The organism is Pseudomonas sp. lyk4-R2A-10 (assembly GCF_030209075.1).
Taxonomy (GTDB): Bacteria; Pseudomonadota; Gammaproteobacteria; order Pseudomonadales; family Pseudomonadaceae; genus Aquipseudomonas; species Aquipseudomonas glycinae.
Map to the genome: position 1 here is coordinate 634,684 of NZ_JARVSR010000011.1, position 23,833 is coordinate 658,516.

A 23,833-nucleotide genomic window follows, 5' to 3' on the forward strand; every position below is an offset into this window, starting at 1 on the left:
GATTCAATCGGCGAAAGTGGAATTCGGGCGATTATCGAACGCAAGATTCGCAGGCAACAAAAAGCCCACCAAACGGTGGGCTTCTTGTATTCAGCAGATGATCAGAACAGCTTCATCTTCGGCGCTTCTTCTTTGAGCGGCTCGTTCTGCGCGGTCTGCGCATTCCAGCCACCGCCCAGGGCCTTGTACAGGTTGACCGCACTGGTCAGCTGCGCGAGGCGGTCGGTGATCAGCGATTGTTGTGCGCTGAACAGCTGACGCTGGGCATCGAGGAAGGTCAGGTTGCTATCGACGCCAATGCGATAGCGACGCTCGGCCAGGCGGTAGTAATCCTGGTTGGCCTGAACGAAATCACGCTGGGCCTGCAACTGCTCGGTGTAGGTCTGGCGTGCGGCCAGGCCGTCGGCGACTTCCTGGAAGGCCGTTTGAATGGACTTCTCGTAGTTCGCCACGCCAATGTCCTTCTGGATCTTGGCGTAGTCGAGGCTTGCACGCAGGCTGCCGGCGTTGAAGATCGGCAGGTTGATCTGCGGCTGGAACAGCCACGTACCCGAACCGCCCTTGAACAGGCCGGACAGGTCCGGGCTCAGGCTGCCCGCGTTGGCGGTCAGGCTGATGCTCGGGAAGAACGCTGCACGGGCCGCGCCGATGTTGGCGTTGGCGGCCTTCAGGTTGTACTCGGCCTGCAGGATGTCCGGACGACGTTGCAGCAGATCCGACGGCAGACCGGCCGGTACGTCGGCCAGCAGGTCATCCGACAGCGGCTTGGCCGCTTGCAGGTTGGCCGGGATGCCGGTGCCCAGCAGCAGGGTCAGGCTGTTTTCGTCCTGGGCGACCTGGCGGGTATAACGCGCCAGTTGTGCCCGGGCGTTTTCCACCGAGGTACGCGACTGCGCCAGGTCCAGCGCCGAGGCCACACCGACTTCGTTGCTGCGACTGGTCAGCTTGTAGCTTTCCTCGAAGGCACCGAGGGTGTCCTGCGTCAGCTTGAGCAGTTCCTTGTCGGCCTGCCAGGTCAGGTAGGCGTTGGCCACGCTGGCCACCAGGCTGATCTGGGTGCTGCGGCGCGCTTCTTCGGTGGCGAAGTATTGTTGCAGCGCTTGTTCGCTCAGGCTGCGAACCCGACCGAACAGGTCGAGTTCGTAGGCGCTGATGCCGACGGTAGCGGAGTAGGAACTGCTGATGGCCGCTTCACCGGTCTGCGACGCACGGGCCGGAACCCGCTGACGGCTGCCGCTGGCATTGGCCGACACGGCCGGGAACAGGTCGGCGCGCTGGATGCGGTATTGAGCCGCATAGGCGTCGATGTTCAGCGCCGCGACACGCAGGTCGCGATTGTTTTCCAGGGCGACCTGGATCAGCTGTTGCAGGGCCGGGTCATGGAAAAACTGTTTCCAGCCCTGCTCGGCAGCGGCCTGCGCCGGTGCCTGGGCCGGCGAGTACGCCGGGCCCTGCGGGAACTGCGCGGCCACCGGTGCTTCCGGCTGCTGATAATCCGGTATCAGCGAGCAACCGCTCAGCACGAAGGCGGCGACTGCGATGGAGAGTAGCGACTTGCTCATTGGCCAGCCTCTTTAGGAGTTTCTATGGCGTCATCCTTGCCGGCGTTTTTGCGCTGACCCATGGACGACACAGTGACGAAGAACAGTGGAACCCAGAATATCGCCAGAACGGTGGCAGTGATCATACCGCCAATCACCACGGTGCCGATTGCGTGCTGGCTGCCCGAACCTGCCCCGGTGGAAATTGCCAGAGGCACCACGCCGAGGATGAACGCCAGGGACGTCATGATGATCGGACGCAGACGCATGCGGCAAGCCTCGATGGCGGCATCGCGCAGACTGCTGCCCTGTTCGTGCAGTTCCTTGGCGAATTCGACGATCAGAATGGCGTTTTTCGCCGCCAGACCAATGGTCGTCAACAGACCCACCAGGAAGTACACGTCGTTGGACAGACCGCGCAGACTGGTCGCCAGCAATGCCCCGATGATCCCCAGCGGTACGACGAGCACGACGGCGATCGGAATCGACCAGCTCTCGTAGAGAGCCGCCAGACACAGGAACACCATCAATAGCGACAGCGCGAACAGTGCCGGCGCCTGCGAACCTGCCAGACGCTCTTCATAGGACAGACCGGTCCAGGAAATACCGACACCCTTCGGCAGTTTGGCAGCAATCGCCTCGACCTCGGCCATGGCTTCACCGGTGGAATAGCCAGGCGCCGGGGCACCGAGAATCTCGACTGCTTCCACGCCGTTGTAACGCGACAGTTTTGGCGAGCCGTAGATCCACTCCCCCTTGGCGAATGCGGAGAACGGAACCATGGTGCCGCTGGCGTTACGCACATACCATTTCTTGAGGTCTTCCGGGCTCATGCGCGAGTCCGGCTGGCCCTGTACGTACACCTTCTTCACCCGACCACGGTCGATGAAGTCGTTGACGTAGCTACTGCCCAGCGCAATCGACAGGGTGTTGTTGATGTCGGAGATGGTGATGCCCAGAGCACTGGCCTTCTCGTCGTCGATTTCCAACTGGAACTGTGGTTCGTCGTTCAGACCGTTCGGACGCACCTGCGACAGCACTTTGCTTTGCGCGGCCATGCCCAGGAACTGGTTACGCGCGGCCATCAGTTGCTCGTGACCGATACCGGCACGGTCCTGCAGGAACACGTCGAAACCGGTGGCGTTACCCAACTCCAGTACGGCCGGCGGGGCGAAGGCGAACACCATTGCATCGCGGAAGGTGAAGAAGTGCTGCTGGGCGCGGGCGGCGAGTTTGAACACGCTGTTGTCGGCGTTCCGCTCGTGCCACGGCTTGAGCATGATGAACGCCATGCCCGAGCTCTGGCCACGGCCGGCGAAGTTGAAGCCGGTCACGGTGAACACCGACGCTACGGCGTCGCCTTCACCGCCATCCTTGGTCGGACGCAGCAGGAACTCACGCATTTCATCCACCACCACTTGAGTGCGCTGGGCACTCGAACCGGCCGGGGTCTGCACCTGGGCGAACAGTACGCCCTGGTCTTCTTCCGGCAGGAAGGACGATGGAATACGCAGGAACAGCCAGATCATGCCGACGAAGATGATCAGGTAAGCCAGCAGGTACGGGGCCTTGTGGCGCAGGATGTTGCCGACGCCGCGCTCGTAGCTTTTGACGCTGCGGTCGAAACCACGGTTGAACCAGCCGAAGAAGCCTTTTTTCGGGGTGCCGTGTTCGCCGTGTGGAACCGCCTTGAGCATGGTGGCGCACAGCGCCGGGGTGAAGATCAGTGCAACCAGTACCGACAGCGCCATGGCCGACACGATGGTGATCGAGAACTGCTTGTAGATCACACCGGTGGAGCCGCCAAAGAATGCCATCGGTAGCAATACCGCCGACAGCACCAGGGCGATACCGACCAGGGCGCCCTGGATCTGGCCCATGGATTTCTTGGTCGCTTCCTTCGGTGACAAGCCTTCTTCGCTCATCACCCGCTCGACGTTTTCCACCACAACGATGGCGTCGTCCACCAGCAAACCGATGGCCAGCACCATGCCGAACATGGTCAGGGTGTTGATGCTGAAGCCGGCCGCCGCGAGGATGCCGAACGTACCGAGCAATACCACTGGCACGGTCATCGTGGTGATGACGGTGGCGCGGAAGTTCTGCAGGAACAGGAACATCACCAGGAACACCAGCGCAATCGCTTCGACCAGGGTGTGAACCACGCCTTTGATCGACTCGGTCACCACCGGGGTGGTGTCGTACGGGAACACCACTTCCATGCCTTGCGGGAAGAACGGCTTGAGGTCGTCAATCGTCTTGCGCAGTGCCTTGGCGGTGTCGAGGGCGTTGGCGCCGTTGGCCAGTTTTACCGCCAGACCGGACGCCGGGCTGCCGTTGAACTGGGCGCTGATCGCATAGTTCTCGCCACCCAGGCCGACGTCGGCCACGTCTTTCAGACGGACCTGAGAGCCATCCTTGTTGACCTTGAGCAGAATCTCTTTGAACTGCTCGGCGGTCTGCAGACGGGTCTTGCCGATGATCGTGGCGTTCAGCTGCTGGCCCTGCACGGCAGGCAAGCCACCGAGCTGACCGGACGACACCTGGACGTTCTGCGCCGCAATCGCGGTTTTCACGTCGACCGGGGTCAGGTTGAAGTTGTTCAACTTGGCCGGGTCGAGCCAGATGCGCATCGCGTACTGGGCACCGAAGACCTGGAAGTCACCGACACCGGCGGTCCGCGAGATCGGGTCCTGCATGTTCGACACGATGTAGTTGGACAGGTCGTCCTTGGTCATGCTGCCGTCACGCGACACCACGCCGATCACCAGCAGGAAGTTCTTCACTGCCTTGGTCACGCGGATACCCTGTTGCTGCACTTCCTGCGGCAGCAGCGGGGTGGCCAGGTTCAGCTTGTTCTGGACCTGGACCTGCGCGGTGTCGGAGTTGGTGCCTTGCTCGAAGGTCGCGGTGATGGTCATGCTGCCGTCGGAGTTACTTTCCGAGGACACATAACGCAGGTTGTCGATACCGTTGAGCTGCTGCTCGATCACTTGCACCACGGTGTCCTGAACCGTCTGTGCCGAAGCACCCGGGTAGGTCACGGAGATCGCAATGGCCGGTGGCGCAATGCTCGGGTACTGGTTGATCGGCAGTTTCAGGATCGAAAGTGCCCCGACCAGCATGATCACCAGGGCAATTACCCAGGCGAAAATCGGACGGTCGATGAAAAATTTTGACATGGATTACTCCCCTTTGCCGCCGGCGGCTTTGTCAGCTGCCTGAGCGGGGGCCGGGTTCTTGTTGCCGACGTTGGTCGCTTCGGTCGGTTTGACCTCAACACCCGGTTTGACGAATTGCAGCCCTTCGGTGATCAGGCGATCGCCGGCCTTCAGGCCGTCCTCGATCAGCCACTGGCTGCCGACAGTACGGCTGGCCTTGAGCTGACGCAGTTCGACCTTGTTGTCCGGGCCGACGACCAGTGCGGTCGGGGTGCCTTTGAGGTCGCGGGTCACGCCTTGCTGCGGCGCGAGGATCGCGGCGCTGTTCACACCGGCCTGCAACTGCGCGTGGACGAACATGCCCGGCAGCAGAGTGTGATCCGGGTTCGGGAACACGGCGCGCAGGGTCACGGAACCGGTGGTCTGATCGACCGACACTTCGGAGAATTCCAGCTTACCGTCGAGCTTGTACTGGCTGCCGTCTTCGAGGGTCAGCTTGACCGCAGCGGCGTTGTCGCCGGCCTTCTGCAGACGACCGCTTTCCAGTTCGCGGCGCAGCTCCAGCAACTCGACCGAGGACTGGGTGACGTCGACGTAGATCGGGTCCAGTTGCTGGATCACGGCCATCGCATCGGCCTGTCCGTTGCTGACCAGCGCGCCTTCGGTCACCGAAGAGCGGCCAATACGACCGGAGATCGGTGCGTAGACCTTGGTGTAGCGCACGTTGATCTGTGCGGTCTGCAACGACGCTTCCGATTGCAGGCGGTTGGCCACGGCGGTGTCGTATTCCTGACGGCTGACGGCCTGCTCGTCGACCAGTTGCTTGTAGCGGTCGGAGATCGACTTGGTCGAACGCAGGTTGGCTTCGGCGCTTTTCAGGGTCGCTTCATAGACCGACGGATCGATCTGATACAGCTGCTGGCCGGCTTTGACATCGCCGCCTTCCTTGAACAGACGCTTGAGAATGATGCCGTTGACCTGCGGACGAACTTCGGCGATGCGGAACGCGCTGGTGCGGCCCGGCAATTCGGAAGTCAGGGTAAAGGCTTGTGGTTGCAGGGTGACGACGCCGACCTGAGGAGGTGGTGCGGCGGGAGCCGCCTCTTCCTTTTTACATCCGCTGAGCAGCGATGCCAGGGCGACGGCAGTGACCAGAGCGGTAACAGCTGGCTTGAATTGCATGAAGATCCTCGGGTCAGGCGCGCGAAAAGCGCACAAGAAGTGTGGAAGGGTAAAAAAGGGTTACCGGGTGGATAAGTAGCTTGCTAATGAATATACTTACGTTCATGGTTGTTTGTAAACACCTTGGCGTCGTATCCACCCTGTTACAAAAGTCGCCGCAAGGTCTGAAATTGTAGGCCGGGGATCCGATCCGCGAGAGATCAACCCTTTTTTATTCAGCGGATATTCAGCCATCCCTGAAACATCCTGTTTGAGGTTTTACTGCCATGGTTCGTCGTACCAAAGAGGAAGCTCAGGAAACGCGCAGCCAGATTCTCGAAGCGGCCGAGAAAGCCTTCTATGAGCGGGGCGTGGCCCGCACGACCCTGTCGGACATCGCTACCTTGGCCGGGGTGACGCGCGGTGCGATCTACTGGCACTTCAGCAACAAGGCCGATCTGCTGCAGGCCATGCTCGATACCCTGCATGAGCCGCTGGACGAACTGGCCAAGGCCAGCGAAAGCGAGGACGAACCCGATCCGCTGGGTTGCATGCGCAAATTGCTGATTCATTTGTTTCATCAAGTTGCGCTGGATCCGAAGACCCGGCGTATCAACGAAATTCTGTTTCATAAGTGCGAGTTCACCGATGAAATGTGCGACCTGCGCCAGCAGCGCCGGACCGCCAGCCTCGATTGCAATGTGCGGATCGCGCTGACACTGAGTAATGCGGTCAATCGTGGGCAGTTGCCGGCAGACCTCGACACTGCCCGGGCAGCCATCAGCATTCACGCCTATATCGACGGCCTCCTTTATGGATGGCTATTGGCGCCGGACAGCTTCGAGCTGTACGCCGAGGCCGAACGCTGGGTCGATACCGGGCTGGACATGCTGCGCCTGAGCCCCAGCCTGCGCAAATGAAACAAAATTCGTTGTTGGATCAGTTTGTGTCAATGACGGAGGAGGGTGAAGATCCCTGTTCACTCGCCCCGCTGCAATGGGATGCTTTTATATACCTCTGCGGCGCGGGTTGATATGTAGCGAGCTACGTATTTTGTAGGGATTTTGTGTCGAGCCTGTGAAGGAATGTGAGCGAGTCACCCGTCCGGCGACCAATAAAAAGCCCCCGATTCTCACGAGTCGGGGGCTTTTGTGTTTCTGCGGTGTGGCTTACAGGGTCGGGTAGTCGAGGTAACCGACCGCACCTTTGCCGTAGAAGGTTTCCGGGTGCGGCTCGTTCAGCGGCGCATCGGCCTTCAGACGGGCCGGCAGGTCCGGGTTGGCAATGAACGGGATGCCGAATGCCACGGCGTCAGCCTTGCCCTCGGCCAGCCACGCGTTGGCGCTGTCCTTGGTGAAACGCTCGTTGGCGATGTACGCGCCGCCGAAGGCTTCTTTCAGTTGTGGGCCGAGGCTGTCGGCGCCCTCTTTCTCGCGGGAGCAGATGAAGGCGATGCCACGCTTGCCCAGCTCGCGGGCGACGTAGGTGAAGGTTTCGGCCAGGTTGTCGTCGCCCATGTCATGGGAGTCGGCGCGTGGTGCCAGGTGTACGCCGACACGGCCGGCGCCCCAGACTTCGATGGCCGCGTCGGTCACTTCCAGCAGCAGGCGTGCACGGTTTTCCAGGGAGCCGCCGTAGTTGTCGGTGCGCTGGTTGGTGCTGCTTTGCAGGAACTGGTCGAGCAGGTAACCGTTGGCGCCGTGGATTTCCACGCCGTCGAAACCGGCTGCCTTGGCGTTTTCCGCACCCACGCGGTAGGCGTCGACGATGTCGGCGATTTCAGCGGTTTCCAGCGCACGCGGGGTTGGATAGTCGGCCAGCGGGCGAACCAGGCTGACATGGCCTTTTGGCTGGATGGCGCTCGGTGCAACCGGCGTTTCGCCGTTCAGGTACGACGGGTGGGAGATCCGGCCGACGTGCCACAGTTGCAGGACGATCTTGCCGCCGGCGGCGTGAACGGCCTTGGTCACATTGGTCCAGCCGCGCACCTGGTCGTTGGACCAGATGCCCGGGGTGTCCGGGTAGCCGACGCCCATCGGGGTGACCGAGGTGGCTTCGCTGAGGATCAGGCCGGCCGAGGCGCGTTGTACGTAGTACTCGGCCATCAGCGCGTTCGGTACGCGGCCTTCGTCGGCGCGGCAACGGGTCAGCGGCGCCATGATGATGCGGTTGGACAGCTCGAGGTCGCCCAGTTTGATCGGATCGAAAATTGTTGCCATGAGATACAACCCTCGTGAGGTAAGTGAGTGAATCAGTTAGCGGTGGCCAGCTCGGGATTGCCGTTCTGGCGGAATGTGATCAGGGTCACCAGCAGCGCGAGAACCGCAAGCGCTGCAGCGGCGAGAGGCACGCTGGTCAGGCCGTAGCCGTGGGCGATGACGCTGCCGCCGACCCAGGCGCCGAGGGCATTGCCGACGTTGAAGGCGCCGATGTTCAGGGTCGACACCAGGTTCGGTGCGGCCTGGCCGTAGGTCACGACGTTCACTTGCAGGGCCGGCACCGCGGCGAAACACGCGGTGGCCCAGAGGAACAGGGTGATCTCGGTCGGGATCAGCGCGATGCTGGTCCAGGTCAGGACGGTGGAGGTCACGGCCATGGCGATGAACACGCCGATCAGCGTCGCGGCCAGGCCCTTGTCGGCCAGTTTGCCGCCGATGATGTTGCCGACAGTCAGGCCCAGGCCGATGAGCATCAGGGTCCAGGTCACGCCACGGGGCGAAACACCGGTGACATCGCCCAGCAGCGGTGCGACGTAGGTGAACAACGTGAACACCGAGGCGGCGAACAGCGCGGTCATGCTCAGCGACAGCCAGATCCCGGCGCCCTTGAGCGCGGCCAGTTCGGCGCGCATGTCGAGTTTTTCTTCGTCACGCTTGGCCGGCAGGAAGCGGATCAGTCCGATCAGCGCGATCACACCGATCACGGTCACTGCCCAGAAGGTCGAGCGCCAGCCGGCTTCCTGACCGAGCGCGGTGCCCAGCGGTACGCCCAGCACGTTGGCCAGGGTCAGGCCGGTGAACATCAGGGCCACGGCCGAGGCGCGTTTGTTCGGCGCCACCAGGTTGGCCGCGACCACCGAACCGATGCCGAAGAACGCGCCGTGACACAGGGCGGTAACCACTCGAGCGAACATCAGCACGTTGTAATCAGTGGCGATGGCGCAGAGCAGGTTGCCGATAATGAAGATGCCCATCAGCGTAACCAGTGCAGCCTTGCGCGGCAGTTTTGCAGTGGCCATTGCCATGAACGGCGCACCAATCGCCACGCCCAGGGCGTAGCCGGTCACCAGCCAGCCGGCACCGGGGATCGACACACCGAGGTCAGCCGCCACATTGGGCAGCAGGCCCATGATGACGAACTCGGTGGTGCCGATGGCGAAGGCGCTCAAGGCGAGTATGAGAAGCGAGAGGGGCATCGTTGGATCCTTTTGGCTGGCTGACGTTAAGGGTCAGAGCTCTTTGCTGAGGGTGCTGAGGAACGCCTGGATCACGTCCTCGTTGCGTTTGAAAAAGTGCCACTGGCCGGCTTTCTGACTGCTGATCAGCCCGGCCCGTTGCAGGGTGGCCAGGTGGGCGGAGACGGTCGATTGCGACAGGCCGCAGCGTTGATCGATCTGCCCGGCGCAGATGCCGTACTCGTGGTTGTGGATCTGTTCCGGAAACTGGGCTTTCGGGTCTTTCAGCCAGTTGAGGATGTCTCGCCGTACTGGGTGTGCCAGGGCTTTTATTATTTCGTCGAGGTCAATGTTCATGGCTGGGTGCTCGTGATGTGTGTAGCGCTATATCGCGATGAGGCGAACTTTATATCGGTACTTCGCGATACACCAATATGAATTTGATCTGATGACCGCATAAATCGGTATATCGGGTTATAACGATATGTGAGGTGTAAACAAACGCGGGCGCGGTGCTAAGCTGCGCCCATGAACTATCTCGCACATTTACACCTCGGTGGCCAGCGCCCCGGTCAACTGCTCGGCAGTCTGTATGGCGATTTCGTCAAAGGGCGGCTGCAAGGGCAGTTCGACCCGGAGATCGAGGCGGCGATTGCCCTGCATCGACAGATCGACGTGTTCACCGATCGCCACCCGCTGGTGGATGCCTCACTGGCGCGGTTTTCCACGACCCGCCGCCGTTACGCGGGCATCGTCCTCGATGTGTTTTTCGACCATTGCCTGGCGCGGGACTGGACGCTGTACGCCGACCGTCCGTTGGGCCAATTCACCACCGACGTTTACCGCGTGCTGTCCAGCGAGCGGCAATTGCCCGAGCGCCTGGCGAGGATCGCCCCGCACATGGTGGCCAATGACTGGTTGGGCTCGTATCAGGAGTTCGAAGTGCTGGAGCAGGTGTTGCGCGGCATCTCCCGACGCCTGACCCGGCCCGAAGAACTGGCGGGGGCGATGGAGGAGTTGCGGCGGTTGTATGAACCGTTGAGCGAAGACTTCCGCTTGTTCTACCCACAGCTGCAGGACTTTGCCGGCCGGCAGCTGTAGGCAGACGTCGCCGATCAGGCGGCGATCAGATCGCGGGCGTGTTGCGCTTCGACCGGTTTGAGCACATCGCCGAACAAGGCTTTCTGCACCGCCTGTTGTGCCTCGAACGCCAGCGCCGCGCGTTCCCGGCCCTGGCAGGCAATCGGTTTGAGCAGATGAATCTCGACATCGCCGCAATCGTTGCTGAACAGGCGCATCAGGTGCGACAGCAGATCATCGTCACCAATGAACGGTGCCAGCGAATCGATCTTGCCGTCGCGCAGATAACGGATCGCCACCGGTTGCAGTTTCACCTCGGAATCAATCGCCGCCGACAGCAGGCGACCGTGAAAGGTACGCAGCGAACGGCCATCGGTGGTGGTGCCTTCGGGGAACATCAGCAGCGGATGATCGGTTTGCAGGTGACGGGTCATTTGCTTGCGGATCAACTGGCTGTCGCCCGAACCGCGACGGATGAACAGACTGCCGGCCTTCGCCGCGAGCCAACCGGCCACCGGCCAGGTGCGCACTTCGGCCTTGGACAGAAACGACAGCGGCGTGAGCATCCCGAGCAGCGGAATGTCGGTCCACGACACATGGTTGCTGACCCACAGCATCGGCTGTTTCGGAAGCTCGCCATGCACGGTCACGCGAAAGGGCAGGGCATTGCTCAGGCGCGCCATGAAAAACCGCGACCAGCGCTGCCGACGCTCCATCGAATGGGCCAGCCCCAGACGTTCGAAAACCCCGAAAACACTGGCCATGCTCAAGCCCAGCGTCACCACCAGCAGCACTCGCGCGATCCGCGCGTACACCCGCAGCCGGCTCATCACACGGCCGCCTTGAAGTGCTTGGCGTAGCGCGGGCAGAGTTCGTCGCGCTTGAGCAGGATGAACACGTCGGCGACCTGGAAATCTTCGTCCCAGCACGGCTCGCCGCAGATCTTCGCGCCCAGGCGCATGTAGGCCTTGAGCAGCGGCGGCATTTCGGCGATCACGTTCGACGGAATGTCGAGGCTCGGCAGCGGATTCTTCGGCTCGGCGCGCAGGTGTTCGGTGCACAGATAACGTTCGCGCAGACGCTGCATGATCGCGTGGGCCTGTACACCGCCGTCCTGCATCGGGATGCTCGCGCAACCCATCAGGTAGCTGTAGCCGCCCTGATTCAGGACTTCGGCCAGTTCGCCCCACAGCACGGCGATGGTGCCGCCGTTGCGGTAGGCCGGGTCGACGCAGGTGCGGCCGATTTCCAGGATCGGGCCTTGCAGACCGGCGAGGCCGTGCAGGCTGAATTCTTCTTCGCTGTAGAACTTGCCCAGGCTGCTGGCGGCGGTGTGATCGAGCAAACGGGTGGTCGCCACCAGGCGGCCGGTGTTCAGGTCACGCACGCCGATGTGGCTGCAGTGAACATCATAGTCATCCATGTCCAGACCCAGCTCCGCGCCATTCAGCTTGGCGTTGAACTCGCCGCTGAACACGTTGAAGCGCAAGGCCTGGGCTTGCTGCAAGGCCTCGGCGCCGATCAGGCGTTCGGCTTGCAGGCGGCGTTCATTGCCGGTGTCGCTGATGCGGGCGATCTGAGTCATGTGAATCTCCGTACGGGCCTTGAACCCGTCATGGGTTGCAGCCGATCGACTTTCTTTATGCAGCCGTGTTGTGCAAAGTCAGGCTATGTAGCCCCGGTGTCATCGCCATGAATGTTTGGTGATGCTTATATGACAGCCCACGAGGAGCCTCTGATGACCTGGTCGACCCTGCTTGAATGCCGCGAACGCCTGCCCGCCGTTGTCGACCTGGCGGAGGGCTTCGCCACGTTGCTGCAGCAACTGGGCAGCGTCACGCCGTTCGAACTGGCGGTGGCGGGAGGGCGGCGAATGGCGACGCCGGGGCTGGCGTTTCTGGTGGGTTATCAGGCGGCGCTGCGCATGCTCTGGCCGAGCGCGCCGCCGAGCCTGGGCGCGTTGTGTGCGACCGAGCAGCGCAGCCTGCGCCCGGCGGACATGCAGACCCGGCTCACGGATCTGCGCCTCACCGGGCGAAAGGATTTCGTCACCGCTGGCGACGCGGCGGACTGGCTGCTTATCGCCGCGCGCAGTGAGCAACCCGACGAATCACCGCGCCTGAGTCTGGCGGTGGTGTATCCCGGCGAACCCGGCGTGCGGGTGGAAAAACTCCCGGCGCTGCCGTTGATGCCGGACATCAGCCATGGTCGGCTGCATCTCGACGATGCGTTGTGCGAGTTGCTCGCCGGGGACGGTTGGGATGCTTACGTCAAACCGTTCCGCACCCTTGAAGACGTATACGTGTTGAGCGCAATGACCGCGTGGCTGTACGGCGTCGGTCAGGACAGCGGCTGGCCGCAGCCGTTGCAATTGCGCTTGCTGGCGCTGTTGGCCGGTTGCGCGGAAGTCAGTCGCCAGCCGCCGAACAACCCTGCCGGGCATGTGTTGCTCGGCGGATTGTTTGCGCAGTTCGACGGGCTTGACGCGGAGGTCGATCAGGCCCTGCGTGACGGTAATCCTGAGTGGGCGACGATGTGGCAGCGCGATCAATCGGTCATGCAACTGGCGGCGGGTGCGCGGGCCAAACGCCTGGCCAAGGCTTTGGGGGCAAACCAAAACACATCTGTCATGAACGCCGGCTAGTCTTCTCAGGTTCATTCCCAGAGCCCTCGTCATGTTCAAAGGCCTGTCCCTGTTTCTGCTGCTGATCAGCTTCACGGTTCAGGCCGAACAATGGCCGGGCGAGCAATGGCCGACCGGCCCGAAACTCACCAGCCCGGCCGTCGATGCATTGGAGGCCTACGCCTTCCCGACCCGCGATGACAGCACCCGAAAAGGCATTCGCACCGACGCCTTGCTGGTGATCCGTGACGGCCAGCTCATCTACGAACGCTACGCCGCCGCGACCACCGCCGACACCCCGCACCTGACCTGGTCGATCAGCAAAAGCCTGATGGCCACGGTGCTCGGCGTGGCGTACGGCGAAGGCCTGTTCAAGCTCGATGACGCGGCGGCAACGTTCTACCCGGCGCTGGAAAAGCACCCGGCCATCACCCTCAAGGATCTGCTGCACTGGGCCTCGGGCATCGACTGGCAGGAAGACTACGAATACGCCCCATTGAAATCCTCGGTGGTGGCGATGCTCTACACCCGTGGCCACCGCGACATGGCCGCCTTCACCGCCGATCACGACAGCTACGCGCCGGCGGGTCAGGCGTTCCGCTATTCCAGCGGCGACAGCAATCTGTTGGCCTCCGCGCTGAAAACCGTCGTCGGTCCGCAACGTTATCCGGACTATCCGTGGACTGCGCTTTTCGAACCCTTGGGCATCCGCCATGCCACGTGGGAAACCGACGCCACCGGCACTTTCGTCGCCTCTTCCTATGCCTATATGACGGCCCGGGATCTGGCGCGAATCGGCCTGCTGATGGAACGTGACGGACGCTGGAACGACCGGCAGTTGTTGCCCAAAGACTGGGTCGCCTTCAACCGCCAACCCTTCGCCGGCTACAAGGCGAATCAGGACGAAGCCGTGCCCGGCGGCCACTGGTGGCTCAATCGCCCGGCGGATGGCGCCGCCTCCCCATGGCCCGACGCACCGCCCGACACCTTCGCCGCCCTCGGCCACTGGGGCCAGGCGCTGTACGTGATCCCGAGCGAAAAACTGGTGATCGTGCGCTACGCCGATGACCGCGACGGCAGCTATCGCCACAACGAATTGCTCAAGCGCGTGCTCGGGGCGGTGCGGCCATGAAACGGTTCAGACGCATCCTGCTGGTGATGTTGGTCGTGTTGCTGGGCTGGGGTTGGCACGAGCGCGAAAACCTGTGGGCCTTCCCCGACATCATCAGCGCCTACACCGCCAAGGAATATTGTTCGTGCCGCTACGTCATGAACAACGACGCCGAATATTGCCGGGGCTACGTGAAGCAGTGGCTGCCCAGCGAACTGACCGATGACCGCACGCAAAAAATCGTCACTGCCAGCGGCCTGGGACGCAGCAACAGCGCCCAGTGGCAAGGTGAACGCCAGGGCTGTCGCCTGCAACCCTGATCCGGTTCCACCCTGTGGAACCACATTCGATTGTCCTCTCGCGTGTCTCGCGGTTATCTGGCGGTGAGCACGACCTGCCGTTCACGTGTCGTGAAACAACACCGAACAACAAGACCGGGAACACCCGCGCGAGGAGATCCGTCATGCCCCGACATCAGCACATTCTGGCCTGGCTCAACGATGTGGCCAGCGACCTGCACGCCACCCGCCAGGACATTCACGCCCACCCTGAACTCGGTTTCGAAGAAAGCCGCACCTCGGCGCTGGTCGCCAGGTCGCTCGAAGAGTGGGGCTATGAAGTCCACACCGGCGTCGGCAAGACCGGCGTGGTCGGCGTGCTGCGCAACGGCAGCAGCACACGCAAACTCGGGCTGCGGGCCGACATGGATGCGCTGCCGATCATCGAAAATACCGGTGTCGCCTACAGCAGCCGGCATCAAGGCTGCATGCACGCCTGCGGCCACGACGGGCACACCGCGATGTTGCTCGGTGCGGCGCGTTATCTGGCCGCGACCCGTCAGTTCGACGGCACCCTGACGCTGATTTTTCAGCCCGCCGAAGAGGGCCAGGGCGGGGCGGAAGCGATGCTCGCCGATGGCCTGCTCGAACGTTTTCCGTGCGATGCGCTGTTCGGCATGCACAACATGCCGGGCCTGCCAGCGGGTCATCTGGGCTTTCGCGAAGGGCCGATGATGGCTTCGCAGGACTTGCTCACAGTGACGATTGAAGGCGTCGGCGGCCACGGCTCGATGCCGCATCTGGCGGTGGATCCGCTGGTCGCTGCGGCCAGTGTGGTGATGGCTTTGCAAACCGTGGTCGCGCGCAACATCGATGCGCAGCAGGCGGCGGTGGTAACGGTCGGCGCATTGCAGGCCGGCGAAGCGGCGAACGTGATTCCGCAACAGGCGATCCTGCGCCTGAGCTTGCGTGCGTTGAATGCCGAAGTCCGTGTTCAGACACTGGACCGCGTACGCTCGATCATCGAAGCGCAGGCCGAGAGCTTCGGCTGCACCTCGACCATCGAACACCGCCCGGCCTACCCGGTGCTGGTCAACCACGCCGCCGAAACCGAGTTCGCCCGTCAGGTCGGCGTCGAACTGGTCGGTACCGACGCCGTCGATGGCAACACTCCGAAACTGATGGGCAGCGAAGACTTCGCCTGGATGCTCCAGCGCTGCCCCGGCGCGTACCTGTTCATCGGCAACGGCGTGGCGCGGCCGATGGTGCATAACCCGGCCTACGACTTCAACGATGACATCCTGCTGACCGGCGCGGCGTATTGGGGCGCGCTCACCGAGAGCTGGCTCAAGCCGGCCTGATTTCTTCACTTTTTGCTGCCGCTGGAACGCAGGTGCGCACGCGCCTGCGTGGTCAACCCACAGCTTCTGGAGAATCCCCATGCAGACTTCGAACGCAGGCGTTTCGCGCACCCGGCAAGTGGTCGCCGCCGTCATCGGCAACGCCCTGGAATGGTACGACTTCATCGTTTATGGCTTTCTGGCGAGCATCATCGCCCGGCAATTTTTCCCGTCCGACGACGACTACGCTTCGCTGCTGATGGCGCTGGCGACTTTCGGCGTCGGCTTTTTCATGCGGCCGGTGGGCGGCATCCTGCTCGGCATCTACTCCGACCGCAAAGGTCGCAAAGCCGCGATGCAAATGATCATCCGCCTGATGACCGTGTCCATCGCCCTGATCGCGTTCGCGCCGAACTACGCCGCCATCGGCATGGGCGCGCCGCTGCTGATCGTGGTGGCGCGGATGCTTCAGGGTTTTGCCACGGGCGGTGAATACGCCAGCGCCACGGCGTTTCTGGTGGAGAGCGCGCCGGCCCATCGCAAGGGCTTGTACGGTTCGTGGCAACTGGTCGGGCAATGCCTGGCGGTGTTCAGCGGCGCGGCGATGGTGGCGCTGGTCACGCACCTGTTTTCCCCCGAGGCGCTGGATAGTTGGGGCTGGCGGATTCCGTTTGTGCTCGGCCTGTTGATCGGCCCGGTGGGCTTGTGGATTCGCAAGCACATGGAGGAACCGGAAGAGTTTCTCGAAGCGCGCAAGAAAGCCAAAGGCGCCGCGCCGGGCCTGTGGCAGGTACTGCGCGAACATCGCCGCAGCCTGTTGGTGTCGATGGGCCTGGCGTGCGGGGCGACGGTGTCGTTTTACGTGGTGCTGGTGAACATGCCGACCTTCGCTCACAAGAACCTCGGCCTGCCGCTGGATCAGGTGTTGCTGGTGCAGATGCTCGCGGTGGGGTTGATGACCGTGGTGATTCCGTTCTCCGGCGCACTGTCGGATCGCCTCGGTCGGCGGCCGGTGCTGATGGCTTTCACCCTGGCGTTTTTCGTCATGGTCTATCCGCTTTACGTGTGGGTCGCGACGGCGCCGTCGATCGAGCGTTTGCTGGTGATGCAACTGCTGCTGTGCACGGCGATTGGGGGGGTCTTCGGCCCGGCCCCGACGGCATTGGCCGAGCAGTTTCCGATTGAGGTGCGCTCCACCGGTGTGTCGGTGGCCTACAACGTAGCGGTGATGGTGTTCGGTGGTTTCGCGCCGCTGATCGTCACCTGGCTGAGCAAAGTTCTGAACACCCCGGTGGCGCCGTCGTTCTATGTCTTGTTCGCTTGCCTGCTGACCCTGCTCGGTACTTACTGTTTGCAGGAGGCACCACGCGCGAAGAAATCCGTTGCGCTCAACCTGGGAGTGAAACCGTGAGTCCGTTAGCCATTGATCCGATTGTCGCCCTCGACGCCGATGCGCTGTCCCGGGCGATCCATGCCCGCAAGGTGTCGTGCCGCGAGGTGATGCAGGCCTACCTGACGCACATTGATCGCTTCAATCCGGCGGTCAATGCGCTGGTTTCGCTGCGCCCGCAAGACGTGCTGCTGCGCGAGGCCGATGAATGCGATCGGCAACTGGATCGCAGCGAGTCCCGAGGCTGGATGCACGGCATGCCCCAGGCGATCAAGGACCTGGCGGCCACTGCCGGACTGCGCACGACCCTCGGCTCGCCACTGTTCGCCGAGCAAGTGCCGCAGCACGACGCGATCAGCGTGGCGCGGGTTCGCGACTGCGGCGCGATCATCATCGGCAAAAGCAACGTCCCGGAATTCGGCCTCGGTTCGCAGACCTACAACAGCGTGTTCGGCACCACCACCAACGCCTACGATCCGAGCCTGATCGCCGGCGGCAGCAGCGGCGGGGCGGCGGTGGCGCTGGCCCTGCGCCTGCTGCCGGTGGCCGACGGCAGCGACATGATGGGCTCGCTGCGCAACCCGGCGGCGTTCAACAACGTGTTCGGCTTCCGCCCGTCCCAGGGCCGCGTGCCTCACGGCCCGATGCCGGAAGTGTTCGTCCAGCAACTGGCCACCGAAGGGCCTATGGGGCGCACGGTCACCGACGTCGCGCGATTGCTCTCGACCCAGGCCGGCTACGATCCGCGTGTGCCGTTGTCGCTGGCCGATGAACCTCGGGATTTCGGGCTGGATCTGCAACAGGACTGCAGTGGCCTGCGCCTCGGCTGGCTCGGCGATTACAACGGCTATCTGCCGATGGAAGACGGCGTGTTGAGCCTGTGCGAATCGGCGCTGGCGAATTTCAGTGCGCTGGGTTGCCACGTCGAGGCCTGTCAGCCGGACTTTTCCATGGAACGCCTGTGGCAGACCTGGCTCACCCACCGGCATTTTCTGGTGCAGGGCAGCCTCGGCGCGGCGTATGCCGATCCGCAAAAGCGTGCGCTGCTCAAACCCGAAGCGCAATGGGAAATCGAGGGCGGTTTGCGTCTGACGGCAGCCGAGGTCTATCAGGCGTCGGTCGCGCGCAGTGAGTGGTATCGCGCGTTGAGCGAGTTATTCGAGCGTTACGATTTCCTGCTGTTGCCCACCGCCCAAGTGTTCCCTTTTGATGCACAGCAAGCGTGGCCGCGAGTCGTCGGCGGGCGGACCATGGACACCTATCACCGCTGGATGGAGGTGGTGATCGGCCCGACCCTGGCGGGGCTGCCGAGCATCAGCGTGCCGGTCGGTTTCAACCCGGCCGGGCTGCCGATGGGCCTGCAAATCATCGGTCCGGCCCAGGCGGATCGGGCGGTGCTGCAACTGGCCTACGCCCATGAACAGTTGACCCGCTGGGTCGAACGGCGACCGCCGGCATGCCTGCAATCAGCCTGAGCGGCCCGCATCTTGCTGCACGAAGTGATCTTTCATCCGCATCCATGGAGGTCGAACACATGGGCAGCAAGGCAGACACCGGCAGCGTGCGCTCGGTCGAACGGGCGCTGGCCATCGTCGAGTTGCTCGGCGAGCATCAGGCGTTGGGGCTGGAAGAGTTGCACTACCTGACGACTCTGCCCAAGGCCACGGTGTCGCGGATGCTCGCGACCTTGCAGGAGCAGGGCTGGGTCTATCGCGGCCTCAGCGATCGCCGCTACCGGTTGTGCGCCAAGCGACTGTTCGGTGACCGTCAGCAACGTTTCAAACGCCACCTGGTGGAAAGCGCCGCGCCGATGCTGCTGGAGCTCAGCGAGCGCACCGGGTTGGTGGCGGATCTGTCGTGCTTCGACGGCGAGCGGGTCGAAGTGATGGAAAGCGCGATCCCTCAAGTGCTGCGCAAACGCTATCCAACCAACTGCCAGATCGTCGGCCATCACGCGAGCCTGTTTCATTCGGCGATGGGCCGCGCGTGCCTTGGCGAACTCGATAGCCGGGACGTGAAACGTCTGGCCGAACGCGAACAGTTGGCGGATGACGGTGTATTGCAGGCCACCGAACAAGCCTTGCATCAGGGCTTCGGCCAGCGCACCGAAGGTTATTGGGAATACCCCGTGCGCCTGCCGTTCCTGATTCGCGCGGTGGCCTTGCCGATCCGTGCGCAAGGGCGGCTGGTCGGCAGCATGGCGCTGCACTGGCCGATGGATCAGGCGCCGGTGGAGCGGGTGCTGAGCCTGCACCTCAACAGCCTCGCGTCGACCATCGGCGAGGTGCAGCAGGCATTGGCCTGAGTGTTTGCACAGACTGACAGTTTGCAATAACGCCAAGGCCAGTTAAGGTTCGTGCACGTTTATCGGCCCCACGAGTCTTCAATGTTCAACCGTTCTCTGTGCAACGCCTTCGCCGGCCTGCTGCTGGGCGCCGCTGCGCTGCCGGCCCAGGCCAACTGGTATCTGGACGGCGAGTCGTCGCGGCTGTCGTTCGTCAGCACGAAAAACGCCAACGTGTCCGAAGTGCAGCGCTTTCTGGTGCTGCACGGCAAGGTCGATCCCGATGGCCGCGCCGAAGTCGAAGTCGAGCTGGACTCGATCAACAGCGGCATCCCGCTGCGCGACGAGCGCATGCGCAAGGAGTTGTTCCAGATCGAGCAATTCCCCGAAGCGACCATCACCACCCAGATCGACCTGCGCCCGATCAACGATCTGGCCCCCGGCGCGCAGCTGGAATTGCGCCTGCCGTTGACCGTCAACCTGCACGGCAAGCAACACGAATACCCCGCCGAACTGCTTGCCACGCGCCTCGATGACCGACGCTTTCAAGTGGTGACGCTGGAGCCGCTGGTGATCAGCGCCGAGGATTTCGATCTGCTGCCGGGCCTGGAAAGCCTGCGCAACCTGGCCGGCCTGTCGGCCATCAGTCTGTCGGTGCCGGTGGGTGCGGTGCTGATCTTCACGGCGCGCTGACATGCGCGGCGCGGTGTTTCCGTGGCGTGATGGCAACCGCTTCGAGCTGTTGATCGACGGCCCGCAATTCTTCCCGCGCATGCTCGAGGAAATCGCCCGCGCCCGTGAGCAGATCGAACTGGAGTTGTACCTGGTGGAAGCCGGTGCCTGTGCCGAAACCATCGTGCAGGCACTGGTGCTGGCGGCGGAGCGGGGCGTGCGGGTGCGTTGCCTGTTCGATGATTACGGCAGCCTCGCGTTCACCCTCACGCTGCGCCGGCGGCTGACTGGTGCCGGGGTCGAGCTGCGTTTTTACAACCGGCTGAACTGGCGGCGCTGGGTCGGCAATTTCTATCGCGATCATCGCAAGCTGTTGCTGGTCGACCAGCGTCTGGCGGTGGTCGGCGGCACCGGGGTCACCGATGAGTTCTGGACGCCCGGCCACGACACCAGCGAATGGCACGAGGTCATGGTGGAAATTACCGGCCCGTTGGTGCTCGACTGGCAGTTGTTGTTCGACCGCCAATGGATCGCCAACCGCCATCGCCGGGCCTGGCGGCCCAACGCGCATTTTGGGCTGCCACGGTTGCCCCGTGTGCCGGACACGGGCGAGGGCATGGGCCGTGTGGCCTACGCCGACGCCCGCCAGCATCGGGACATTCTGCAATCGCTGTTCCGCGCGCTGAACAGCGGCCAGCAACGGATCTGGCTGGCGACGCCATACTTCCTGCCGACCTGGAAAATCCGCCGCTCCCTGCGCAAGGCCGCCGCCCGTGGCCTCGATGTGCGTCTGCTGCTGACCGGGCCGCGCACCGATCACCCGTCGGTGCGTTATGCCGGGCACCGCTACTACCCGCGCCTGCTCAAGGCCGGGGTGAAAATCTACGAATACCAGCCGTGTTTCCTGCATCTGAAAATGGTGCTGGTGGACGATTGGGTGAGCATCGGTTCGTGCAATTTCGATCACTGGAATCTGCGCTTCAACCTTGAAGCGAATCTGGAAGCGCTGGATCCGTCACTGACGGCAGCGGTGGCGGCGAGTTTCGAGAAGGACTTCGGCCTGAGTCAGCAGGTGAGTCTGGAGGAATGGCGAAAACGGCCACTGTGGCGGCGGGTGAAGCAGCGGATCTGGGGCTGGGTGGATCGGGTGGTGGTCAACTTGCTCGACAGACGCGGCTAGTCGCTGTCCCCGATTGATCGTTCCCACGTCGAGGCGTCGAACCGTCCGCGTGGGAATGCAGCCCGGGACGCGCCGCGTTCCAAAGCGGACGCAGAGCGTCCATTGAGGCATTCCCACGCGGAGCGTGGGAACGATCGGTTAGCTTTAACAGTTACAGCAGTTCAAAGCTCTGCTGCGTCACGTCCTGGGAATCCAGGCCGATCTGCACGTTGAACTTGCCAGGCTCGGCCGCGTACTTGAGCTGGGCGTTGTAGAACTTCAGGTCATCTTCGGTGATGGTGAAGTGCACAACCTTCTGCTCGCCGGCCTTGAGCATGATTTTCTGGAAGTTCTTCAGCTCCTTGACCGGACGGATCATCGAACCGGTGACGTCCTGGATGTACAGCTGCACCACGGTTTCGCCGTCACGCTTGCCGGTGTTCTTGACCGTGACACTGGCGTCGAGCTTGCCGGTGGCGTTCAGGGTGGTCGAGGACAGCGCCATGTCGCTCAGGCTGAAATCGGTGTAGCTCAGACCGAAACCGAACGGGAACAGGGGACCGGTGGTGTCATCGAAGTACTGCGAGGTGTAGTTGCCCGGTTTGCCCGGCGTGAACGGCCGGCCAATGCTCAAGTGGTTGTAGTAGGTCGGGATCTGGCCCACGGAACGCGGGAAGGTCACCGGCAGTTTGCCCGACGGGTTGTAGTCGCCGAACAGTACGTCGGCGATGGCATTGCCGCCTTCGGTGCCGCTGAACCAGGTTTCCAGAATCGCGTCAGCCTGTTCTTTCTCTTCGAGGATGGTCAGCGGACGGCCGTTCATCAGCACCAGCACCAACGGCTTGCCGGTGGCTTTCAGGGCACGGATCAGCTCACGCTGGTTTTCCGGGATGTTCAGGTCGGTACGGCTCGACGATTCGTGAGACATGCCACGGGACTCGCCCACCGCTGCAACCACAATGTCGGCGTCCTTGGCGGCTTTCACCGCTTCGTCGATCAGCACGTTGGCCGGGCGCGGATCATCGACCACTTCCGGGGCGTCGAAGTTGAGGAAGTTCAGGTAGTCGAGGACTTTCTTGTCGCTGGTGATGTTGGCGCCACGGGCGTAGATCAGGTTCGCCTTGTCGCCGATCACATTGCTCATGCCGTCGAACAGGGTCACCGATTGCGCCGGACGACCGGCGGCGGCCCAACTGCCCATCATGTCGATCGGGGCCTTGGCCAGCGGGCCGACCAGCGCGACTTTCGCGGTTTTCTTCAGCGGCAGGGTTTCGTTCCGGTTCTTCAGCAGCACCAGGCTGCGACGCGCCACTTCACGGGCGTCGGCGCGGTGCAGACGGCTGTCGGCGTAGGTGTCGGCCGGATCGTCTTCAGCCTTGCCGATGCGCAGGTACGGGTCCTTGAACAGGCCCATGTCGTACTTGGCAGCGAGCACTTCACGCACCGCGTTGTCGATGTCCTTCTGTTCGATCTCGCCGGACTTGAGCAGCCCAGGCAGCTCTTTGCCGTACAGGGTGTCGTTCATGCTCATGTCGATGCCGGCCTTGATCGCCAGCTTCGCCGCTTCACGACCGTCGCGGGCCACGCCGTGCTTGATCAGTTCGAAGATCGCGCCGTGGTCGCTGACCGCCAGGCCCTTGAAGCCCCAGTCCTTGCGCAGCAGGTCGTTCATCAGCCAGGTGTTGGCGGTGGCCGGGATACCGTTGATCGAGTTCAGCGCGACCATCACGCCACCGGCGCCGGCATCAATCGCGGCGCGGTACGGCGGCAGGTAGTCCTGGTACATCTTCACCGGGCTCATGTCGACGGTGTTGTAGTCGCGACCACCCTCGACCGCGCCGTACAGGGCGAAGTGCTTGACGCTGGCCATGATGCTGTCGGCGGCGCTCGGGGTCTCGCCCTGATAAGCCTTGACCATGACTTTGGCGATGCGCGAGGTCAGATAAGTGTCTTCACCGAAACCTTCGGAGCTGCGGCCCCAGCGCGGGTCGCGGGAGATGTCGACCATCGGCGCGAAGGTGATGTCGAGGCTGTCGGCGGCGGCCTCTTTGGCGGCAATGCGCCCGGACCGGCCAATGGCGTCCATGTTCCAGCTCGATGCCAGGGCCAGCGGAATCGGGAAAATCGTACGGTGACCGTGGATCACGTCGTACGCGAAAAACATCGGAATCTTCAGCCGGCTGCGCATGGCTGCGTCCTGCATCGGACGGTTTTCCGGGCGGGTGATCGAGTTGAAGGTGCCACCGATGTTGCCGGCGGCGATCTCCTTGCGGATCAGCTCGCGGGGCATTTCCGGGCCGATGCTGATCAGGCGCAACTGGCCGATCTTCTCGTCGAGGGTCATTTGCTTCATCAGGTTACTGATGAACGCGTCCTTGTTTTCCAGGGGTACCGGGGTCGTGGCGGCCAGTACTTGATGACTGGCCAGGCTGACGAACAGGCCCAGCAAACACAGCTTCTTCATGAATAGTTTTCTCAAGGGCCTAAACGGCGTTGCATTGCCGGCCAGCCAAAATTTAGGGAGCGACTATTGTTGTTCGGGTGCTGATTCAGAAAACGACAGCCGAATGTACGTCGAACGTTTCGGCGACGTGATCGCGCAGGGCCTCTTTTTAGCCCATCGGCCCGCCGCAATCCAG

20 protein-coding genes are annotated in these 23,833 nt (G+C 62.8%); 11 read left to right on the forward strand and 9 right to left on the reverse strand.

What is annotated here, in order from left to right; genetic code table 11:
- Positions 1-101: 101 nt before the first annotated feature.
- Genes emhC through emhA form a run of 3 tightly spaced genes read right to left on the reverse strand, consistent with a single transcriptional unit; the run spans position 102 to position 5,884 of the window.
- A complete protein-coding gene (gene emhC / locus QRN46_RS20080) occupies positions 102-1,562 on the reverse strand; it encodes an efflux RND transporter outer membrane subunit EmhC (RefSeq protein ID WP_011332828.1) in 1,461 nt (486 codons plus the stop codon).
- Positions 1,559-4,723 carry an efflux RND transporter permease subunit EmhB gene (gene emhB, locus QRN46_RS20085; protein WP_285356758.1) on the reverse strand — a complete coding sequence of 1,055 codons (3,165 nt, stop codon included), beginning with the start codon at positions 4,721-4,723 and terminating at the stop codon, positions 1,559-1,561. The genes emhC and emhB overlap by 4 nt, the downstream gene beginning before the upstream one ends.
- 3 nt (positions 4,724-4,726) lie before the next feature.
- Positions 4,727-5,884: an efflux RND transporter periplasmic adaptor subunit EmhA gene (emhA, locus tag QRN46_RS20090; protein ID WP_011332830.1), complete on the reverse strand. Its 1,158-nt coding sequence runs from the start codon at positions 5,882-5,884 to the stop codon at positions 4,727-4,729.
- A 266-nt stretch (positions 5,885-6,150) separates the two neighbouring features.
- Here emhA and emhR point away from each other — a divergent pair, with 266 nt between their 5' ends.
- Positions 6,151-6,783, forward strand: coding sequence for an efflux system transcriptional repressor EmhR (gene emhR, locus QRN46_RS20095; protein ID WP_007957850.1), 633 nt, complete (start codon positions 6,151-6,153; stop codon positions 6,781-6,783).
- A 249-nt stretch (positions 6,784-7,032) separates the two neighbouring features.
- Here emhR and QRN46_RS20100 read toward each other — a convergent pair whose 3' ends face one another.
- Genes QRN46_RS20100 through QRN46_RS20110 form a run of 3 tightly spaced genes read right to left on the reverse strand, consistent with a single transcriptional unit; the run spans position 7,033 to position 9,614 of the window.
- The gene (locus QRN46_RS20100; RefSeq protein WP_011332832.1) at positions 7,033-8,082 is read right to left on the reverse strand and encodes an alkene reductase; all 1,050 of its coding nucleotides are present in this window, start codon (positions 8,080-8,082) and stop codon (positions 7,033-7,035) included.
- A gap of 32 nt (positions 8,083-8,114) precedes the next feature.
- Entirely contained in the window at positions 8,115-9,278 is a 1,164-nt protein-coding gene (locus tag QRN46_RS20105; RefSeq protein WP_011332833.1) for an MFS transporter, read from the reverse strand.
- 33 nt (positions 9,279-9,311) lie between these two features.
- Positions 9,312-9,614 carry an ArsR/SmtB family transcription factor gene (locus QRN46_RS20110; RefSeq protein WP_007957866.1) on the reverse strand — a complete coding sequence of 101 codons (303 nt, stop codon included), beginning with the start codon at positions 9,612-9,614 and terminating at the stop codon, positions 9,312-9,314.
- Between the two features lie 171 nt (positions 9,615-9,785).
- On the opposite strand from QRN46_RS20110, the gene QRN46_RS20115 reads away from it, so the two are divergent.
- Positions 9,786-10,358 (forward strand): acyl carrier protein phosphodiesterase, encoded by a 573-nt coding sequence (locus QRN46_RS20115; RefSeq protein WP_011332834.1) that lies wholly within the window; start codon positions 9,786-9,788, stop codon positions 10,356-10,358.
- Between the two features lie 14 nt (positions 10,359-10,372).
- Here QRN46_RS20115 and QRN46_RS20120 read toward each other — a convergent pair whose 3' ends face one another.
- Together QRN46_RS20120 and olsB are read right to left on the reverse strand one after the other, a co-directional pair.
- A complete protein-coding gene (locus QRN46_RS20120) occupies positions 10,373-11,167 on the reverse strand; it encodes a lysophospholipid acyltransferase family protein (RefSeq protein ID WP_221615152.1) in 795 nt (264 codons plus the stop codon).
- A complete protein-coding gene (olsB, locus tag QRN46_RS20125) occupies positions 11,167-11,922 on the reverse strand; it encodes an L-ornithine N(alpha)-acyltransferase (protein ID WP_007957877.1) in 756 nt (251 codons plus the stop codon). Before olsB ends, QRN46_RS20120 begins: the two co-directional genes overlap by 1 nt.
- Before the next feature lie 153 nt (positions 11,923-12,075).
- Between olsB and QRN46_RS20130 the strand changes: the two genes are divergently transcribed.
- The 9 genes from QRN46_RS20130 to QRN46_RS20170 all read left to right on the forward strand — a co-directional run bounded on the left by QRN46_RS20130 (position 12,076) and on the right by QRN46_RS20170 (position 21,215).
- Positions 12,076-12,981 carry an acyl-CoA dehydrogenase middle domain-containing protein gene (locus QRN46_RS20130; protein WP_221615153.1) on the forward strand — a complete coding sequence of 302 codons (906 nt, stop codon included), beginning with the start codon at positions 12,076-12,078 and terminating at the stop codon, positions 12,979-12,981.
- 31 nt (positions 12,982-13,012) lie between these two features.
- Positions 13,013-14,092 (forward strand): serine hydrolase domain-containing protein, encoded by a 1,080-nt coding sequence (locus tag QRN46_RS20135; protein WP_285356766.1) that lies wholly within the window; start codon positions 13,013-13,015, stop codon positions 14,090-14,092.
- The gene (locus QRN46_RS20140) at positions 14,089-14,391 is read left to right on the forward strand and encodes a hypothetical protein (protein ID WP_011332838.1); all 303 of its coding nucleotides are present in this window, start codon (positions 14,089-14,091) and stop codon (positions 14,389-14,391) included. Before QRN46_RS20135 ends, QRN46_RS20140 begins: the two co-directional genes overlap by 4 nt.
- A gap of 143 nt (positions 14,392-14,534) precedes the next feature.
- Positions 14,535-15,710: a M20 aminoacylase family protein gene (locus tag QRN46_RS20145; protein ID WP_011332839.1), complete on the forward strand. Its 1,176-nt coding sequence runs from the start codon at positions 14,535-14,537 to the stop codon at positions 15,708-15,710.
- 79 nt (positions 15,711-15,789) lie between these two features.
- Entirely contained in the window at positions 15,790-17,100 is a 1,311-nt protein-coding gene (locus QRN46_RS20150) for a citrate-proton symporter (RefSeq protein WP_011332840.1), read from the forward strand.
- Positions 17,097-18,554, forward strand: a complete 1,458-nt coding sequence (locus QRN46_RS20155; protein ID WP_285356769.1) for an amidase — start codon at positions 17,097-17,099, stop codon at positions 18,552-18,554. Before QRN46_RS20150 ends, QRN46_RS20155 begins: the two co-directional genes overlap by 4 nt.
- 59 nt (positions 18,555-18,613) lie before the next feature.
- The gene (locus QRN46_RS20160) at positions 18,614-19,384 is read left to right on the forward strand and encodes an IclR family transcriptional regulator (RefSeq protein ID WP_285356771.1); all 771 of its coding nucleotides are present in this window, start codon (positions 18,614-18,616) and stop codon (positions 19,382-19,384) included.
- Positions 19,385-19,465: 81 nt separating this feature from the next.
- Positions 19,466-20,056 (forward strand): YceI family protein, encoded by a 591-nt coding sequence (locus QRN46_RS20165; RefSeq protein ID WP_011332843.1) that lies wholly within the window; start codon positions 19,466-19,468, stop codon positions 20,054-20,056.
- Between the two features lies 1 nt (position 20,057).
- The gene (locus QRN46_RS20170; RefSeq protein ID WP_285356774.1) at positions 20,058-21,215 is read left to right on the forward strand and encodes a phospholipase D-like domain-containing protein; all 1,158 of its coding nucleotides are present in this window, start codon (positions 20,058-20,060) and stop codon (positions 21,213-21,215) included.
- A 151-nt stretch (positions 21,216-21,366) separates the two neighbouring features.
- Here QRN46_RS20170 and bglX read toward each other — a convergent pair whose 3' ends face one another.
- A complete protein-coding gene (bglX, locus tag QRN46_RS20175) occupies positions 21,367-23,658 on the reverse strand; it encodes a beta-glucosidase BglX (protein WP_285356777.1) in 2,292 nt (763 codons plus the stop codon).
- Positions 23,659-23,833: the final 175 nt, after the last annotated feature.